The sequence below is a fragment of the Streptomyces lincolnensis genome (assembly GCF_021173675.1).
Classification (GTDB): domain Bacteria; phylum Actinomycetota; class Actinomycetes; order Streptomycetales; family Streptomycetaceae; genus Streptomyces; species Streptomyces lincolnensis_B.
Genome location: NZ_JAIHON010000003.1, coordinates 373,032 through 390,705 on the forward strand (window position 1 = coordinate 373,032; position 17,674 = coordinate 390,705).

Below are 17,674 nucleotides of genomic sequence, written 5' to 3' on the forward strand. Positions count from 1 at the left end.
TCACAGTGTAACGCCTCGTGGGCCTCCCCGGCCCAGGAAGCCGGTGTTCTTCGATCGAGCGGTGAGGACGACAGTCATGGACGACATGCTGTGGAGCGGCTGGGGCGACCCGGCCAGGGCCACGCCCTTGCCGGAACCGGTCACCGGACTCCTGCGCGACCTGCTCGGGGTCGAGCCGAGCGGCACGCGGACCGTCGCCCTGGCGGACATCCCCGTCCCGCCCTCGCCCCTGGACACCGCCGCCCGACGGTCCCTGGCCGCGATCGTCGGCGAGGAGCACGTCCGCGTCGACGCGGAGTCCCGCATCCGGCACACCCGCGGCAAGTCCACGCCCGACCTGCTGCGCATACGGGACGGTGACGTCGACGACATCCCGGCGGCCGTGGTCCTCCCGGAGAGCCACGACGAGGTGCTGGCCGTCCTGCGCGCATGCGCCGAACACCGCCTGCCCGTCGTCCCGTTCGGCGGCGGCACCAGCGTCGTCGGCGGCCTCGCTCCCGGCCGACGCGGTGCCTTCGTCGCCCTGGACCTGCGCCGCATGAACCGCCTGCTCGCCCTCGACCCGGTCTCCCGCACCGCCACCCTGCAACCCGGCCTGCGTGCGCCGCGGGCCGAGGCGCTGCTGGCCGAACACGGCTTCACCCTCGGCCACTTCCCCCAGTCCTACGAGTGGGCGACGATCGGCGGATTCGCCGCCACCCGCTCCAGCGGACAGGCCTCCGCGGGCTACGGCCGCTTCGACGAGATGGTCCTCGCCCTCACCGTCGCCACCCCCGAGGGCACCCTCGACACCGGCCGCGCCCCCCGCTCGGCCGCCGGACCCGACCTGCGTCAGCTGCTCCTCGGTTCGGAAGGGGCGTTCGGCGTGATCACGTCCGTGACCGTACGGATCCGTCCCGTCCCGCAGGTCCGCCACTACGAGGGCTGGCGGTTCCCCTCCTTCGAGGAGGGCACCGCCGCCCTGCGCCGGCTCGCCCAGGACGGGCCCCGCCCGACCGTCCTGCGGCTGTCCGACGAGACCGAGACGCTGATCGGCCTCGCCCGGCCCGACGCCATCGGCTCCGCCGCCCTCCCGCAGGCCACCGGCTGCACGGCGATCGCCGGCTTCGAGGGCACCCGGGAGGACACCACCCGCCGCCGGGACCGTGCCGCCGCCGTCCTGCGTGACCACGGCGGCACCCCGCTGGGCGAGGAACCGGGCGAGCACTGGGCCCGCGGCCGCTACTCGGCCCCCTACCTGCGCGACGCCCTGCTCGACGCCGGGGCGTTCGCGGAGACCCTGGAGACCGCGACCTTCTGGTCCGGCGTCCCCCGGCTCCACGCGGCCGTCGGCGAGGCGCTCACCACCACTCTCACCGGCGCGGGCACCCCGCCCCTGGTCATGTGCCACATCTCCCACGTGTACGAGAACGGCGCCTCCCTGTACTTCACCGTGGTCTGCGCCCAGGCCGACGACCCGCTCGCCCGGTGGGCCCGCGCCAAGCGGGCCGCGAACGAGGCGATCCTCGCCGCGGGCGGCACGATCACCCACCACCACGGCGTGGGCACCGACCACCGCGACGGCTACCTCCGGGAAGCGGGCCCTCTCGGCATCGCGGCCCTCCAGGCCGTCAAACGACGACTGGACCCGGCGGGGCTGCTCAACCCCGGCGTCCTCCTGCCCACAGACTGACCCCACCTCTCCCGGTAATCCCCGGCGATCCCGCCGAACGTCCCGATCCGTCCCGACTCCCGCCCGCACGGAGGCGCCCCCGATGCGACCGTTCACCGCCGTCGTCAACCCCACCGCGGGCGGATCCACCGGGGCCGCGGCCCTGCTCGCCGTGGCGCGCCTGCTGCGGGAGGCGGGGGCGGAGCTGGAGACCGAGTACAGCCGCAGCCTGGCCCACGCCCGGGACCTCGCCCGCGACGCGGGGGAGCGGGGGCGGGCGGTGCTCGCCGTCGGCGGGGACGGCATCACCGGATGCGTCGGCGGCGCCCTCAGCGGGACCGGCACCCCCTTCGGCATCGTCCCGGCCGGCCGCGGCAACGACTTCGCCCGCGCCCTCGGACTGCCCACCGACCCCACCGCCCTCGCCCGCATCCTGCTCGACCACGCGCCCCGCCCCGTCGACACCATCGAGGTCCGCTCGGCCGTCCACGACCGCACCGTCGTCCTCGGCAGCGTCTACGCGGGCGTCGACGCTCTGGCCAACCGCCACGCCAACCACGCGCGCCTCCTGCGCGGCACCGCCTCCTACTACGCCGGCGGCCTCAGGGCGGTCACCACCTGGCGACCGGTGCGCTACCGGGTCACCGTCGACGGCGAGACGCACGACCACACCGGCTACACGGTGGTCGCCGCGAACTCCGGCCACTACGGCTCGGGCCGCGTCATCGCTCCCGACGCACGCCTGGACGACGGCCTCCTCGACGTCGTGATGATCCGCGAGGCCCCCCGCCGGCTGTTCTTCGCCCTGATGAACGAGCTGAAGACCGGCGCCCACGTGCACCGCCCCGAGGTGCGGATCCTGCGCGGCAGCCGGATCCGCATCGAGGCCGACCGCCCGGTGCCCTACGGTGCCGACGGCGAGGTCGAGGCCGCCCTGCCGGTCACGGCCACCGTGCTGCCCGGCGCGCTCCAGGTGCTGTGCTGACCGGTCCGCGTTTGGGGGCGGAACCGACGGTTACCCGGACGTTCACATCGACGTCCAAGCCGACTGGGGTGAGGAATCGTGGCCGGAGACCAGAAGGCCAAGGGCAAGAAGGAACAGGCCAAGGGCAAGGCCAAGGAAGCGATGGGCCGCGCCGTGGGCAACGAGCGCATGGAGGCCGAGGGCCGCGCCGAGCAGGCCAAGGGCGACGCCCGCCAGGCCAAGGAGAAGACGAAGGACGTCTTCAAGCACTGAACGTCCCCACAACAGGGCGGTGGGTGCCACGTCGGCCGACGTGGCACCCACCGCCCTGTGTGACCCGGTGACAAAGGCACGGCAGAGCCCTGCGTTCCTGTGAGCACCGCCTGAGCCGACGCGGGCGGCCGCCCTACCGTCCGGCTTATGAACACGAGTCGCAGCAAGAAGAGAACGTGGCGCACCACCGCGCTTGCGGTGCTGCTGACCGCGGGAGCGCTGACCGCCACCACCGCGGGAGCGCGGGCCGACGACACCAGGACCGAGACACCTGTGGTCACCTCCGTGCCCGCCGACGGCGTGACCGAGTCGATGGTGCGGGTGAAGGTGCCGCTGCCGGCGTCCTTCGGGACCCGTCCGGCGGCGTGCGACTGGCTGTCGTACCTGCGCTACCGCTCCTCGGCCGGACCGGACGCCTCGGCCGACGCCGACCGGATCCTCCTCGCCCAGCCGGGCATCCTGGAAGGGGCCGGAGCCTTCGACAGCGTCGCCCGCAACACCGTGGCCCGCGCCGCCGAGCAGGGCAGCCACATCGAGTTCTGGGCGCTGGACCGGCGTTCCAACTGCCTGGAGGACCGCACCGGCGTCGCCTCCGGCGACCAGCGCGCGGCCGTCGACTACTACTACCGCGGCAAGCAGGTCGCCGGCCGCACCTTCGACGGGTACGTCGGCAACGACCGCCTGGGCTGGATGGCGAGACTCGGCATCGAGCAGACCGTCCGCGACGAGTACGACCTGCTCGCCGCCGAACTGCCCGACCAGGCCCTGCGCAAGCGGAAGGTGCTGTGCGGCGGGCACTCGCTCGGCGGGGTGATCACCGGCTACTTCGCCGCCGCCGACTTCGACGGCGACCCCAGGACCACCAAGGACGCCGGACACAACCAGTGCGCCGGCTACTTCGCCCTCGACACCACCGTCTCCACCTCACTGGCCGACCTCAGCGGCAGCATCCCCGACGACACCAACCTGCCCGACATCGGGCTCGGTCACGGCGCCGTGCAGGCCGGGCTCGACAGCGGCGTGCTGTCCCGCTCGCTGTCCGCGCCGGTACTGCTCAACCCGGAGACGATGACCCTGCTCGCCATCGCGGGCATGGGCGCGGTCCGGGACGTGGACGCCGAGGCCGCCCTGCCGGGCCTGCTGCCCCAGAACCTCAACATCCAGGCCACCAACCGCTTCCTCTTCTCCGAGGACACCGCCACCTTCCTCAGCGGCTCGCCCGCGGTGAAGGACTTCCGGCTCACCAACGGGGCGGTCCTCGGGGCGCTGATGGACGACCAGTCCGTCCCGCTCGCCTTCCTCCAGAGCAGCGTGGGCTTCTTCGACGGCGGGCCCGTCGTCGACAAGAACTTCCCCGTCGCCAACGGCGGCGACGCCCAACCGGGCCTGTTCGGCACCGAGTACAAGGCCATCCCCGACCAGCCCCACGGGCCGCTGTACACCTGGCGGAACTACGACCGGGTGGGCGACGCGGACGATCCCGGGTACCGGTCGGCGGACGGTACACCGTTCACGAACGCGGGCAAGGAGGTCACCGACATCCGGGAACTGGCCCGCAGTCTGGCCGAGCAGCCGCTCGACTTCACCGAGCAGTACTTCCCGACCAAGCTGGTCACCGACATCCAGATGTCGACGTCACCGCAGGTGAAACGGCTCGTCGTGCATCCCGGGGGCCTGACCGCCAACCCGACGCTCACGGTCCTCGCGGGCGACGGGCTGCTGGCGGGCCGGGTCCCGGCGGACCTGAACCCCGTGGTCGCCGACGGTTACCAGCACCTCGACGTCCTCACCGCCGCACCCGTGCAGAACAACGGCCGGCCCGAACCGGTGTCGACCAACCTCGCGCGGTTCGCGCGGACGCCCGGATAGCGGGCCCTGCCCCACACACGGAGGCCGGTCGCTCCCCAGAGCGACCGGCCTCTTTCCGCGAGGTGCTGCGAGGGTGAAGCGCGCTCACACCTTGCCGGCGGCGAAGGTGGCCGCCGCGTCGGCGTTCGCCGTGTAGCCGAGGTGCGCCCCGACATCGTTCCCACCGGCCTGGCAGACGGGGTCGCCCTGGGCGCAGAAGTCGATGGTGCGGCTCTGGTAGGTGCCGGTGACGCTCTTGCCGAGCGCCCGGATCGGGTTGCCGAACAGCAGCACGGCGGCGACTCTCGGTTCGAGGGCCGCCGGAATGGTCGCGACGATGGGGCTGCCGACGACCGCGCCCGCACTGCTGATGCCGATCGAGTTGTCGACGACGTTCGCGCCCTGCGAATAACCCACCAGGACGAAACGCTGGTTCGGGCACGAAGCCGCCTGACTCCTCACATGATTGACGAGGTCCGCGTTTCCTTGCGCGGCCGACGTCGGGGAAAGGTCGGCGGGATAGTTCACCTTGTAGCTGGACAGGCTTTTACCGGTGATTTTCTTCTGGATCGCGGAATACACCGGGTCGCCGACGATGAAACCGAGCGTGCCCGGTTCAAAGGTGCCGCGAGCTGCCACGACGTCGACGTCGGTGCAGGCGGCGGCCGTCGCGGTGGGGGCCGCGACGGTGGCGAGGCCGGCCCCGCCGGCCAACGAGAGCGCGGCGAGACACAAGCGGATACGCATGGGGATCCTCCGTGTGCGGGGCGCGTGGGGCGCCTGCGAAAAAGGACGGTCCCGAACGTATTCGCTTTTCCGGCCCAGGTGTTATGCAGAGAATTATGGAATTGCCTCGGGTTTTTGTGCCTCCACGCGCAAAGCGAGAACGAGGTCCAGGCGTGTGTCCGGATCGTGCAGGGCGTCGCCGAACAGCTTCTCCAACTGCCGCAGGCGGTAGCGCACCGTCTGCGGATGCACGTGGAGCCGCAGGGCGACGTCGGGGACGTTGCTGCCGCTCAGCAGCCACGCCAGCAGGGTTTCCGCGAGCCGTGGCCGCTGGCCCGCCGACACGGTGTCGAGCGGGGCCAGGACACGCGCCCGCAGATGGTCGAGCAGCGGCTCGTCGCTGTGCAGCAGCAGCGTCGACAGGTGGTCGGCGCACCGCACCACGCCCTGCCGGGGCAGGATCCCACGGCCCATCAGGCCCAGGGCCCGGCTGGCCCAGTGCAGCGACCGCGCCGCGTCGGCGAGCGGTACCGTCGGCCCGATCGCGGCCGGGCGGCCGCGCAGCGCGACCGCGAGGGCCCGGCCGCCGAACCGGCCCGAGCCGTCCGGGTCGGGCAGCAGCATGCGCGGGGGCCGGGACTCCATGTCCACCAGCGCGCCCGCGGTCGCCAGCGGCCGGTCCTCCTCGTGCTGGTCCGGGCCGGCGGCGAGCGCGACGACCGCGACCTGCCGCGGTACCGTCCAGCGCGCGCCGTGCGCCAGGTCCTGCACGGCCTCCAGGGCCACCGGCCCGTCACCCAGCAGCAGTCCCAGCAGGCGCCTGCGCCGTCGCTCCAGCTCGCCCGTGTCGCCCAGCCGGGCCTCCGAGTAGCCGGCCGCCGCCGCCTCCGCGACCTCGTGGACGGTCCGGAACGCCAGTTCGCCGAGCGCGGCCACGACCGTGGAGTCCAGGCCCAGTTCCTCCGCGGTGCGGCCCATCCGCCGCCAGGCGTGCATGCCGCCCACCCGCAGCGCGGACTGGAGGGTGTCCAGGCTGCTGCCCTCCTGCGCCACACTGCGGCCGAGTGCGTAGTAGGTGGCGGTGATGGTGTCGCCCGCACCGCACGGGTCGGCGATGTGGTCGACGAACAGGGTCAGGGCCTGCACGACCCCGGCTCTGAGGCCGTCGCGGTAGACGGGGTTGTCCGGTTGCGCGTACTCCGGGACATGACGGCAGACCTCCGCCTCCACTTCGTCGGCGACCGTCTCCAACTCGTCGCGCAGCACCTTCGCGAGTTCGGGCGGTACCGATACGGCGCCAGGACCGGACAGTCCGCCGTGCGGGGCGGGAGACGCCATCGCGGACACTCCTTTCACCCGGATACGGCTCACCCGCGGGCTGTTGCCCGTGGGGCGCACGGGTCGTCCCGGATAGGACGGACGACCCCTGCGTTCCGTTCCGTGCCCCCATGGCTCCGACATCACTCGGGCACGCCCAGCGCATGGGCGAGCATCGGCCACGAGGCGGTGAACTCCTCCTTCCAGTAGGCCCAGCTGTGTCCTCCTCCCGGGTAGAAGTGCGTGGTGACCGGGATGCGCAGGCGGGCCAGGGCGTCGGTGAAGCGGTGGGCGGAGGGCCACAGGGCGCTCTCCAGCGCCCCGGGCAGCGGATCGCCTCCGCCGCCGACCAGTCCGCTGCCGTTGGAGACGTACAGCGCGGTGCCGCGCAGCCCCTCGGCACGGGCCCGCGGGTTGAAGTCCCGCCAGGTGAGCAGGTTCAGCAGCGGGTTGCCCCACAGCGAGGAGGGCGAGAGGTTCTCGCGGGCCACGATGGCGTCCATGATGGCCGGGACTCCCGGTGCGGTGGTGTCGAGGATGCCGCTGTAGGAGGCCGCCGCGCCGAACGCGCCGGGGTGGCGGGCCGCGTGTGCCATCGCCCCGTACCCGCCGGTGGAGACACCGGCCACCACGCGCACCCCGGAGGCCCGGTAGTCGCGCCGGAGCAGCGCGGGCACCTCCTCCAGCTGGAACCTCTCGTAGTCGGCCCCGTCGCGCCAGACGCTCGGGATGCCGGTGGGGCCCGCGTCGGGCATGGCCACGATCAGGTCGCGGCCCTCGGTGAAGGCCTCGATGTCGGTCTCGCGGGTCCAGGACGTGTAGTCGTCGTGGGCACCGTGCAGCAGATACAGGACCGGGTAGGTCCGGTTCGGCTGCGCGGCGAAACCCGACGGCAGGATCAGCCGCACCGGCGCCCCGCGGCCGAGCGCGGCGGAGGTGACGGTGACGTCCAGGGTGCGCGGCCCCAGGCGGGTCGCGGCCCGGGCACGTCCTGCGGCGGCCCCGGCCCCGAACAGGGCGGCCAGGCCGGCGACGGCGGCCGCCCTGGTGACGGTGCGCCGGGGCACGGCGGTGCTGTGGTCGAACATGGCGGCTCCTCGGATTCCGGCTCAGTACCTGTGCTCGGGGCCCCGGTTCACCGGGCGTCCTCGGCGAGCACCCGCCGCAGATGGACGGCGATCTCGTCGACCCACGGGGGGTCGAGCAGCGACAGATGGTGTCCGCCCACCGGCACGACCTCCAGGCGCGGGCAGACCTCGTCCCAGCCCAGCGCCCGGTCGTCCCGCTCGTAGGCGGGGTCGCGCACGGTGTGCGGCGCCGCCTCGTCGGCCCGGTACAGGACCACCCGGCCGTCGTACCGGCCCGGCCGGTGGGCCTCGCCGATCCGCAGGTCCAGGTAGGAGGCCCGCTGGTGCTCCAGCGCGGCGGACGGCACGTCGGCGGCCTCGCGCACGGCCCGCAGCACGGCGTCGATGCGAGCCGCGTCGTCGTCCATCGCCACCAGCTCGTCGTACGGCAGCTCCAGCCGGGCGCCGTAGGCGTCGGCGACGTGCCGGGCGAAGCCCTCCAGGTGGGTGCGGATCCGGTCGGGCACGGGGAGGGGCAGGGGTCGCACGGAGTCGACGAGCACCACCAGGTCCACCGTCCGTCCCGCGGCGGTGAGGTGGCGTGCCGTCTCCTGGGCGAGGAAGCCGCCGAACGACCAACCCCCCAGCAGGCAGGGCCCGTCGGAGTGCGTGGCGGCGATGATCTCGGCGCAGCGGCGGGCCTTGTCCGTCACCGTGCCCGCGTCCTCCATGCGGTCCAGTCCGTACACCGGCCGGTCGTCGCCGAGGCGGTCGGCGAGGGCGCGGTAGACGTCGGTGGAGCCGCCGGCGGCGTGGAACAGGAACAGGGGAGGCCGGGAGCCCGTGGGCCGCAGCGGCCGAAGGGCCGGCTCCTGCGGAGGCAGCGCCCGCCGGACACGGTCGGCCGCCTCCTGGACGGTGGCGGTGCCCAGCAGGTCCCGCAGCGGCAGATCGATCCCGAACTCGTGTTCCACCGCCGTACGGATGCGGACGGCCATGAGCGAGTCGAGGCCGAGGTCCGTCCAGGCCGTGCCGGGCGTGACGCGGCCCGCGGGGTGCCCGGTGACGGCGGCGACGTGGTGCGCCAGCCGGTCCAGGACGGAGGCGGGCTCCCGCGGAGGGCCGGGTTCGGGGCGGGGCGCCGGCGTTGCCGGGCCGCGGTCGCGGACGCCGTCCGTCCACCAGTACCGGACGTGCCGCCACCGCGGAGCGGGCAGATCGACGACCCGGCCGGGCGGCAACGGCAGCCGTGCGCCCGCCGCGTACAGCGCGCCCACCTGCCGTATGAAACCGGCGGAGTCGTCCGCGTCCCGTCGCAGCGTGCCGACGACCAGCGCGTCCGGGGCGGTGTCGGCGACGGCGCGGGTCAGGACCGGATGGGGCGAGATCTCGACGAACGCGGTGTGGCCGTCGGCCGAGGCCGCCGCGACCGCCCGGTCCAGGCGTACCGGCCGCCGCAGATTGGCGGCCCAGTGGGCGGCGTCGAAGACGCAGTCGCCGCGCGGGTCCTCCAGGACCGTGGAGTAGACGGGCACGCGCGGCCGCCGCCCCCGTATCCCGGACAGCGCCTCGGTCAACTCCGGCAGCAGGGCGTCCACATGGGGCGAGTGACCGGCGCCGACCACCCGCATCGCGCGCGCGGCCCGGCCCTCCTTCTCCAGCCGCCGTACCAGCCGGTTCACCTCCGGCTCCGCACCCGTGACCACCTTCTGCCGGGGCGAGGAGTGCACGGCGACATGGACACCGGGGAAGTCCCCCCGCAGCGCGTCCAGTTCGGCGTCCGCCACGTCGACCACGGCCATCGCGCCGCCGCTCAGACCGCTGAGCAGCCGGGCCCGTACGGCGATGACACGGGCCGCGTCGGACACGTCCAGGGCGCCCGCGCACACGGCGGCGGCCACCTCGCCCATGGAGTGCCCGATCACCGCGGCGGGCTCCACACCCCGGGACCGCCACAGCTCGGCCAACGCCACCTGCAGCCCGAACAGGACGGGCTGGGCGACCTCCAGGCGGTCGAGGTCGTCACCGGAGGCGAGATGGTCGTAGAGCGACAGCCCGCACTCCGGGGCCAGTTGGGGATCGAGTTTCTCCACGGCGGCGGCGAACGCGGGCTCCTCGGCCAGCAGTCGCCGCCCCATGCCGGTCCACTGGCCGCCGTAGCCGGAGAACACCCAGACGGGACCGGGTCCCACCAGGTCGCGGTCGCCCGTGGTGACCGAGGCGTGCGGCTCGCCCGACGCCAACGCTGCCAGGGCGTCGGCGAGTTCGTCCCGGTCGCGGGCGGTGACGGCGGCCCGCACCGGACCGCGTCCGGTGCGCCCGGCGAGGGTCCGCGCCACGTCGGCCGGACGCGCGGCCCGTCCTTCGGGGGTGCGCAGCCAGTCGGCCAGCCGGGCGGCGGTGTCGCGGAGCCGCTCGGCGTCGAGGTCGGAGAGCGGGTACAGCCGGGCGCCGGGCTCCTCCGGCGCCGGCGGAAGCAGTGCGCCGGGCCGCCATTCCTCCAGGACGGCATGGGCGTTGGTGCCGCCGAACCCGAAACCGGAGACCCCGGCGGTGGCGGTGCCGCCGTAGCGGGGCCACGGCTCGGGTTCGGTGACCACGCGCAGCCGGTCGTCGTTCCCGACGCCGCTGTCGGCGCAGTGCAGGGAGGGCGGGATGCGGTCGTGGTGCAGGGCCAGGACCGCCTTCACCAGCCCGGCGATGCCCGCCGCCGACTCCAGATGGCCCAGGTTGCCCTTCACCGAGCCGAGCAGCAGCGGCTGGTCGGGGTCCCGGTCCCGGCCGAGCACGGCGCCGAGCGCGCCCGCCTCGATGGGATCGCCGAGCGGGGTGCCGGTGCCGTGCGCCTCGACGTGGTCGACGGTCGCGGGGGCGAGCCCGGCCCGCGCGTACGCGGATCTCAGCACCGCCTGCTGCGCGGCCGGGTTGGGCGCCATGAGGCCGCCCGAACGGCCGTCGGAGTTCACGGCGGTGGCCCGGACGACGGCCAGGATCCGGTCGCCGTCCCGCTCGGCGTCCGAGAGCCGTTTCAGCAGCACCGCCGCACACCCTTCCCCGCGCCCGATGCCGTCGGCCGCCGCCGAGAACGGCTTGCACCGGCCGTCCGGCGCGAGGGCACCGGCCCGGCCGAACGCCACGCCGACGACGGGGGAGAGGAGCAGGTTGACCCCGGCGGCGATCGCCGTGTCGCTCTCGCCCGTGCGCAGGCTGACACAGGCCTGGTGCACGGCGACCAGGGAGGAGGAGCACGCGGTGTCGACGGCCATGCTCGGCCCGTGCGTGTCCAGCACGTACGCCAGCCGCCCCGCCGCGACGCTCAGCGCGGCGCCCGCCGGCGCCCAGGGATCGACGGCGGCCGGGTCGGCGCCCGTGAGCTGCCCGTACTCCGGGGCGGAGATCCCCACGAAGACACCGGTGGCCGTTCCGGCGAGCGACGCGGCCGGAACGGCGGCGTGCGCCAGGGTCTCGTGGACGACCTCCAGGAGGATCCGCTGCTGCGGGTCCATCACCGCGGCCTCGCGCGGGGTGATGTGGAAGAAGTCCGCGTCGAACCCGGCCACGTCGTCGAGATAGCCGCCGTACCGGGGCGCGTCGGCGGGCGGGAACGGGGTGAAGTCGCGCCACCGGTCCTCGGGAACCCGCCGGATCGCGTCGACGCCGTCACTGAGCAGCCGCCAGTAGTCGGCGGGCCCGTTCACCCCGCCCGGAAGCCGGCAGCCGACCCCGACGACGGCGACGGGCTCGTCGTACGAGGCGTGGGAAGCGTGGGAGGCATGCGAGGCGTACGACGGCTGCGACCCGACCTGACCGGAGGAGCCCTCGTCCGCCCCGCCGCACAGCCGCGTGACCAGCGCCTCGCCCGTGGGCGCCTCCCACAGAAGCGTCGCGGGCAGTTCGCGCCCCAGGGCGTGGGACAGCTCCCCGGCGAGGACCACCGCGTCCCGCGAGGACATGCCGAGGTCGGCGAGCGGTCGGTCCATCGGCACGGTCGCGGCGGGTGTGCCGGTCCAGGCGGACACTCTGTCGGTGATCAGACGGCGCAGCGCGGCCGCCGGGGCGATGTCCGTCATTCCGCCACCCCCGCCCGTTCGTAGGCGCCCTCCGTGTAGCGCGCGCGGGTCAGGGCCCGCGACACCTTGCCGCTGGAGGTGCGGGGCACGGCCCCCGGCGGCACCACGACGACATCGGCGAGACGCAGCCCGTGCCGCGCCGAGACCGCCCCGCGCACCGCGCCGACCAGGGCCGGGACGTCGATCGCGGTCAGCTCCGTGGACCGGGTGTGCTCGGCCACGACCACCACCCGCTCGCCCGCCGCACCGGGGACCGCGAACGCGGCGAGCCGGTCGCGGCGCACGGCCGGGTGCGCGTCCTGGACGGTGGCCTCGATGTCCTGCGGATAGTGGTTGCGCCCGTCGACGACGATGAGGTCCTTGAGCCGGCCGGTGACCACCAACTGCCCCTCCAGCACGGCCCCCAGGTCGCCCGTGCGCAGCCAGGCGCCCGGACCGACGGCGGGATCGGCCGGCTCGGCGCCGAAGACACGGCGGGTGTCCTCGTCCCGCTTCCAGTAGCCGCGGCCGACGTTGGGACCCTGCACCCAGATCTCGCCGACCTCGCCCTCCGCGAGCACGGCGCGCGTGACGGGATCGACGATCCGCAGCCGCTGGCCCGCCGGGGTCCCGCACCCGGCGAGCAGCACCGCCCGCGGGTCGTCGGGGCGCGCGGGCAGGGCCTTGCCGGTGGCGAGGGCGTCCCGGTCCAGCGCGAACCGGCGCAGTGGCTCTTCCGGGCGGGCCGCGCTGACGAACACCGTGGCCTCGGCGAGTCCGTACGAGGGACAGTGGCTGTCCGCCGGCAGTCCCCGCGCCCCGAAGGCGGCCTGGAAACGGTCGACGGTGCCGGGGCGGACCGGCTCGCTGCCGTTGATCAACGCGGCCACACCCTCCAGCCGCAGTTCCGCCCGCTGCGCGTCGGTCACGGCCGAGGCACAGTAGTCGTAGGCGAAGTTGGGTGCCGCGCTCACCACGCGGGGATGCGCGGCGAGCAGCCGGAGCCAGCGCACGGGCTGGTGCAGGAACGCGGCCGGGTCCATGATCACGGACATCAGTCCGCGTGTGACCGGAGCGGCGACGCTCAGCACCAGCCCCATGTCGTGGTAGAGCGGCAGCCAGCCCACGCAGGTCAGCGGGTGCGCGTCGGCTCCGTAGGCGGTCAGCGCCTGCCGGGCGTTGGCGACGACGTTGCCGTGGGTGATCTCCACGCCCGCCGGGGCCCGGGTCGAACCGGAGGTGTACTGGAGGTAGGCGGTCGCGGTGGGGTCCGTGGCGACCGGGTACCGGTCGTCCGCGCGGGAGTCGGGGACCTGGTCGGCCGCCACGATCCGCACCGGCACGCGCTCGCAGAAGTCCCGGACCTCCTCCAGGGAGCGGCTCGTCGTCACGACGACCGAGGGAGTGGCGTCGGCCAGGACGCCCGCCAGCCGGTCGGCGTGTCCGGGCAGGCCCGGCGGATACAGCGGTACGGCGACCATCCCGGCGGCCAGTGCCGCCAGGAACCCGGTGACGTACTCCGGGCCCTGGGGACACAGCAGCGCCACCCGCGTGCCGGGTTCGGCCTCCTCGGCGAGCCGGGCCGCCAGGGCCCGCACCCGCACGTCCAGGCGGCGCCAGGTCAGGGTGCGGTGGACGCCGCGCGAGTCCGGCGCGGGATGGTCGACGAAGGTGAACGCCCGGCGGTCCGGCGTGGCCAGGGCCCAGTGCCGCACGAACTCCGGCAGGGTCCGGCACGGGGGAGCGAGCGGGGGGCGGCGGTGGTCCATGGGGCGTGGCTCCTCACGTCGCGGGGAGACGGGGCGGACGGGGCGGTGGAGCGGACGGGGCAGTGGGGCGATCGGGGGAGATCGGGGCGATCGGGACTGTCGCGTCGGAGCGGGTGCCGCGGGTGCCTCGGGTCAGAGCGGGATGTTGCCGTGCCGCCGCTGCGGCATCGGGGCGCGCTTGCCGTGCAGCGCGCGCAGGGCGCGGCAGACGTGCGCCCGGGTCTCGCGCGGGGCGATGACGTCGTCGACGTAGCCGCGCTCGGCGGCCAGGTACGGGGTGCCGTACGTGCTCTCGTACGCGGCCACGAGCTGCGCGCGCAGCGCCTCGGGGTCCTTGGCGGCGGCCAGTTCGCGCCGGTGCAGCAGGCCCACCGCGCCCTCGGCGCCCATGACGGCGATCCGGGCGGTGGGCCAGGCGAGGTTGACATCGGCGCCCAGATGCTTGGAGCCCATGACCGCGTACCCGCCGCCGTAGGCCTTGCGGACCACCACGGTGACCTTCGGGACGGTCGCCTCGGCGTAGGCGTAGAGGAGCTTGGCGCCGCGCCGGATGATGCCGCCGCGCTCCTGGCGGACGCCGGAGAGATAGCCCGGCACGTCGGCGAAGGTGAGCAGGGGGATGCCGAACGCGTCGCAGAACCGCACGAACCGCGCGGCCTTCTCGGAGGCGTCGATGTCGAGGACACCCGCCGCGTGCAGCGGCTGGTTGGCGACGACACCGACCGAGCGGCCCTCGACCCGCGCCAGCGCGCAGATGATGTTCGGCGCGAACAGCTCCTGGACGTCGAGGAGTTCACCGTCGTCCACGACCGCGCGCAGGATCTCGCGCATGTCGTACGCCTGGCCGAGCCGGTCGGGAACCACCTCGTCCAGCCGGTCCCCGGCGGGCGGCTCCACCGGCGCGTACTCGGGCGGCCGCTCCAGGTTGTTGGCGGGCAGGTACGACAGCAGGTCCCGTACGGTGTCCAGGGCGTCCTGCTCGTCGGCGGCGAGGAAGTGGGCGTTGCCGTTCACGGAGTTGCTGGTGTGCGCGCCGCCCAGCTCCTCGGCGGTGGTGCGCTCGCCGGTGACCGTCTCGATGACGTCGGGGCCGGTGACGAACATGTGCGAGGCGCCGTCGACCATCACCGTGAAGTCGGTGATCGCCGGCGAGTATGCGGCCCCGCCCGCGCACGGCCCGAGGACGACCGAGATCTGCGGGATCACCCCCGAGGCCTGCACATTGCGGCGCACCAGCTCGGCGTAGAGGGCGAGGGAGGCGACGCCCTCCTGGATGCGGGCGCCGCCGGAGTCGTTGAGCCCGATCACCGGACAGCCGGTCTTCAGGGCCAGGTCCATGAGGGCGACGGTCTTCTCGCCGAAGGCCTCGCCCATGCTGCCGCCGAAGACCGCGGAGTCCTGGGCGAACACACAGACCGGGCGGCCGTCGATGGTCGCGTGCCCGGTGACCACGCCGTCGCCGTAGGGCCGACGGGCTCCGTCCCCGGTGGGCCGGGCCCGCACGAACAGCCCGGTCTCGGCGAACGAGTCGGCGTCCACCAGCCGTTCGATCCGCTCCCGGGCCCCGAACTCGCCACGCCGTCTGGATCTGCCCGGGGCCACCGCCCCCGTCCGGCGCCGTGCCAGATCGGCGATGCGATCGGCGGTCCGGTCGGGCACGTACGGCGCGGTCCGCTCTGTCTCGGACCTTGTCGCCTCAGTCGTCACAGCCACCTCCGAACTCGGCTTCGAATATGGCAGCGGCGGAGGCGGCGACCGGGCGGAACGGGACGGTGTTTGCCTCAGGTGAGTGCTGCGGGGCATGGGTTCGTCCGGGGGTGACAAGGGGCGGGGCCCCGGCCGTACGCAGCCGGGGCCCGTCCACGCCTACGTCATCGCGGCAGCGTCCGTGTCGCGGCGAGCGATCCCGCGCGGTAGCCCTCCAGCCGGACGGCGGTGCCCGGCGCCGGGTCCGCGTCCAGCGTGACCGTGGTGTCCCCGTCGACCACGTCCACCGAGGCCCGCGGGCGATCCGCCACGAAGACGTCGACGCGGTCCAGGCCGGTGGTGTGCACGGTCAGCGCGGCGCCCGGCCCGGGTTCCGCGTCGAGCCGGAACACGGGAAGGCCGGCGAGTAGTTCGCCCGCGTGCGCGAGCAGGTCGACGTTGTCCTTGAGCAGGTCGTCGCGGGTCATCCGGTGCCGGACGTCCGGTACGACACCGAGGTCCTCCAGCGGGGTGCCGGCGAGCGCGCCCACGCGCACCGTGCGCCGGATCGCCACCCGCAGGCTCGCGCCGCCCGGCAGCGGCCGGTACGGCGACTCCGGATCGGGCCCGGGGTCCGGGGCGGGGAGTTCCAGCAGGAGCTTGAGGAGCTCGTGGGTCCAGACGTTGGCCCCGCCCGCCCCGGTGTTGTCGTCCGCGCCGAGCACGGGACCGATGCCGTGGTCCTGGAACCCGGCGGCGAAGATGTCCGTGGCCGAGTAGCAGCGCGCGTCGGTGACCAGCACGACGGGCCCGTGGTACCGCTGGCCGATCGCGTTCGCCCCCTCCTGCGGGGTGATCGGGAAGGTGGCGGAGAAGGCCGACCCGGTCTCCAACGACTGCTCCAGCGAGGGGAACCACGGCCCCAGGTCGATCTGCCGGGTCGGGTTCGCGGCATGACGGCGGCAGATCCGCAGGTTGAGCGGTGTGCTGAGGAACTGCACCGGCTCGGGCACCACCTGACGCGGCGTCAGTGTCTGGAGCAGGAACTCGGAGGCGTGGATGTGGCCGCCGCCGTTGCCCCGCACGTCGAGCACGAGGCCGGTGCGCGGGATCAGGCCGAGCAGCCGGACGAACTCGGTGACGAAGCCGTCCGGGTCGGTGGTGTTGAAGGTGAAGATCCGGATGTGTCCGAACGTTCCCGACGGCGTGGTGACCGTGCGGGCGCGGAAGAACCCCGGCAGCGCCGAGGGGATGTCCGCCGCGTCGAGGGCCGGCTCGGTGGTGAGTTCGGCCGGGCCGTCGGCCTCTTCCAGGCCCACCACCTGCGGCATGTGCAGGAGCTTGGTCGCCCGGTTCATCTCGTCGCCGACCAGGTCCAGGCCCTGGGCGGCCGCCGCCTCGGTGAGGTCGTCGGCGTCGACGAGGGCGGGCAGGTTCTCCGTCACCCGCCACGGCTCGCGCAGTTCACGGGCCGTCCCGTCGGCGCCGGTGTAGCCGAGGACCACCCACTCCTCGTCGGGCGCGCGGTGCACCGCGAGCGGCCGGACGGTCAGCGACTGAACCCCGCGCGAGTGCCGGGCCGCCGGGTTGCTCCCGGCGAAACGGTCCGCGCACAGCTCGACCTGGCGGGCGATGGGGACGCCGTTCCAGTGCGTGACCTCGGTGCCCGGACCGAACCCGGGCGGCGCCGCGAAGTCGCGCACCGTCCGCGTGACCAGGTAGCCCGAGCCCGGCCCGGCGGCGTAGTGCTCGATCTGGAAGGGCAGATAGGCGATCTTCCCGGCGAAGGGGCGCGGCAGCACGTAGTTGGTGTGCAGGTCCCGCACCGAGTGGAAGAGCGCCGACAGTTCGGCGTGGAAGCGCCACTCCGGGTCCATCGTGGTGTCGCTCTGCCGGCCGAGGCGGACCAGCAGCAAGCGCAGCCGCTGCACCGGGTTGACGGCGTACATGGCCGTCTTGAGCGGCAGGTGCGCGTAGTTCTGCTCCAGGAGCACGAGCGCCTGCTGCACCAGGACCTTGCGCTCCGCGAGCGTCAACGCGCCCGCTCCGCTCAGGAAGTCGGACAGCGGCGCGGCCGCCGCCAGTTGCTTGGGAATCCACGCGGGTGTCGTGGAGGTGTCGTTACCGGTCATGGGTCCTCCCTCGGATGATCAACCGTCCGGCACATGTGCCGCACACCGATCCCCGCGCGCCCATGACCGCGCCGCTCGTCCGAGGAGCCCACCGCGCACCGTCGAGCCGTCCATGATTCCCCCGTGCGGCGCGGCGCCCAAGCGGCCCCTTCACCGCTCCCTCAGCATGCTCCCCGGCGGACGCCGCCGCGA

The 17,674-nt window shown here is 74.1% G+C and carries 11 protein-coding genes; 4 read left to right on the forward strand and 7 right to left on the reverse strand.

Annotated features, from left to right (window positions below):
* The first annotated feature begins 85 nt into the window (after positions 1–85).
* The 4 genes from K4B79_RS08820 to K4B79_RS08835 all read left to right on the forward strand — a co-directional run bounded on the left by K4B79_RS08820 (position 86) and on the right by K4B79_RS08835 (position 4,757).
* On the forward strand, positions 86–1,672 hold the full coding sequence (locus K4B79_RS08820) for an FAD-binding oxidoreductase (protein ID WP_232026230.1): 1,587 nt from the start codon (positions 86–88) through the stop codon (positions 1,670–1,672).
* An 82-nt stretch (positions 1,673–1,754) separates the two neighbouring features.
* The gene (locus tag K4B79_RS08825) at positions 1,755–2,636 is read left to right on the forward strand and encodes a diacylglycerol/lipid kinase family protein (protein WP_232025752.1); all 882 of its coding nucleotides are present in this window, start codon (positions 1,755–1,757) and stop codon (positions 2,634–2,636) included.
* Between the two features lie 78 nt (positions 2,637–2,714).
* Positions 2,715–2,888: a CsbD family protein gene (locus K4B79_RS08830; protein ID WP_232025753.1), complete on the forward strand. Its 174-nt coding sequence runs from the start codon at positions 2,715–2,717 to the stop codon at positions 2,886–2,888.
* 147 nt (positions 2,889–3,035) lie between these two features.
* Positions 3,036–4,757 carry a hypothetical protein gene (locus K4B79_RS08835; protein WP_232025754.1) on the forward strand — a complete coding sequence of 574 codons (1,722 nt, stop codon included), beginning with the start codon at positions 3,036–3,038 and terminating at the stop codon, positions 4,755–4,757.
* An 84-nt stretch (positions 4,758–4,841) separates the two neighbouring features.
* Here the strand turns inward: K4B79_RS08835 and K4B79_RS08840 are convergent, their stop codons facing one another.
* From K4B79_RS08840 to K4B79_RS08870, 7 genes are all read right to left on the reverse strand, one after another.
* A complete protein-coding gene (locus K4B79_RS08840; RefSeq protein WP_232025755.1) occupies positions 4,842–5,483 on the reverse strand; it encodes a cutinase family protein in 642 nt (213 codons plus the stop codon).
* Between the two features lie 93 nt (positions 5,484–5,576).
* Complete coding sequence (locus K4B79_RS08845) at positions 5,577–6,800, reverse strand: PucR family transcriptional regulator (RefSeq protein ID WP_232025756.1); 1,224 nt, start codon at positions 6,798–6,800, stop codon at positions 5,577–5,579.
* A 122-nt stretch (positions 6,801–6,922) separates the two neighbouring features.
* Positions 6,923–7,867 carry an alpha/beta hydrolase gene (locus K4B79_RS08850; protein ID WP_232025757.1) on the reverse strand — a complete coding sequence of 315 codons (945 nt, stop codon included), beginning with the start codon at positions 7,865–7,867 and terminating at the stop codon, positions 6,923–6,925.
* A gap of 47 nt (positions 7,868–7,914) precedes the next feature.
* On the reverse strand, positions 7,915–11,916 hold the full coding sequence (locus K4B79_RS08855; RefSeq protein ID WP_232025758.1) for a type I polyketide synthase: 4,002 nt from the start codon (positions 11,914–11,916) through the stop codon (positions 7,915–7,917).
* On the reverse strand, positions 11,913–13,664 hold the full coding sequence (locus tag K4B79_RS08860) for a fatty acyl-AMP ligase (RefSeq protein WP_232025759.1): 1,752 nt from the start codon (positions 13,662–13,664) through the stop codon (positions 11,913–11,915). The genes K4B79_RS08855 and K4B79_RS08860 overlap by 4 nt, the downstream gene beginning before the upstream one ends.
* Positions 13,665–13,796: 132 nt before the next feature.
* Positions 13,797–15,323, reverse strand: coding sequence for an acyl-CoA carboxylase subunit beta (locus K4B79_RS08865; RefSeq protein WP_232025760.1), 1,527 nt, complete (start codon positions 15,321–15,323; stop codon positions 13,797–13,799).
* A 212-nt stretch (positions 15,324–15,535) separates the two neighbouring features.
* The gene (locus tag K4B79_RS08870; RefSeq protein WP_232025761.1) at positions 15,536–17,482 is read right to left on the reverse strand and encodes a S41 family peptidase; all 1,947 of its coding nucleotides are present in this window, start codon (positions 17,480–17,482) and stop codon (positions 15,536–15,538) included.
* Positions 17,483–17,674: the final 192 nt, after the last annotated feature.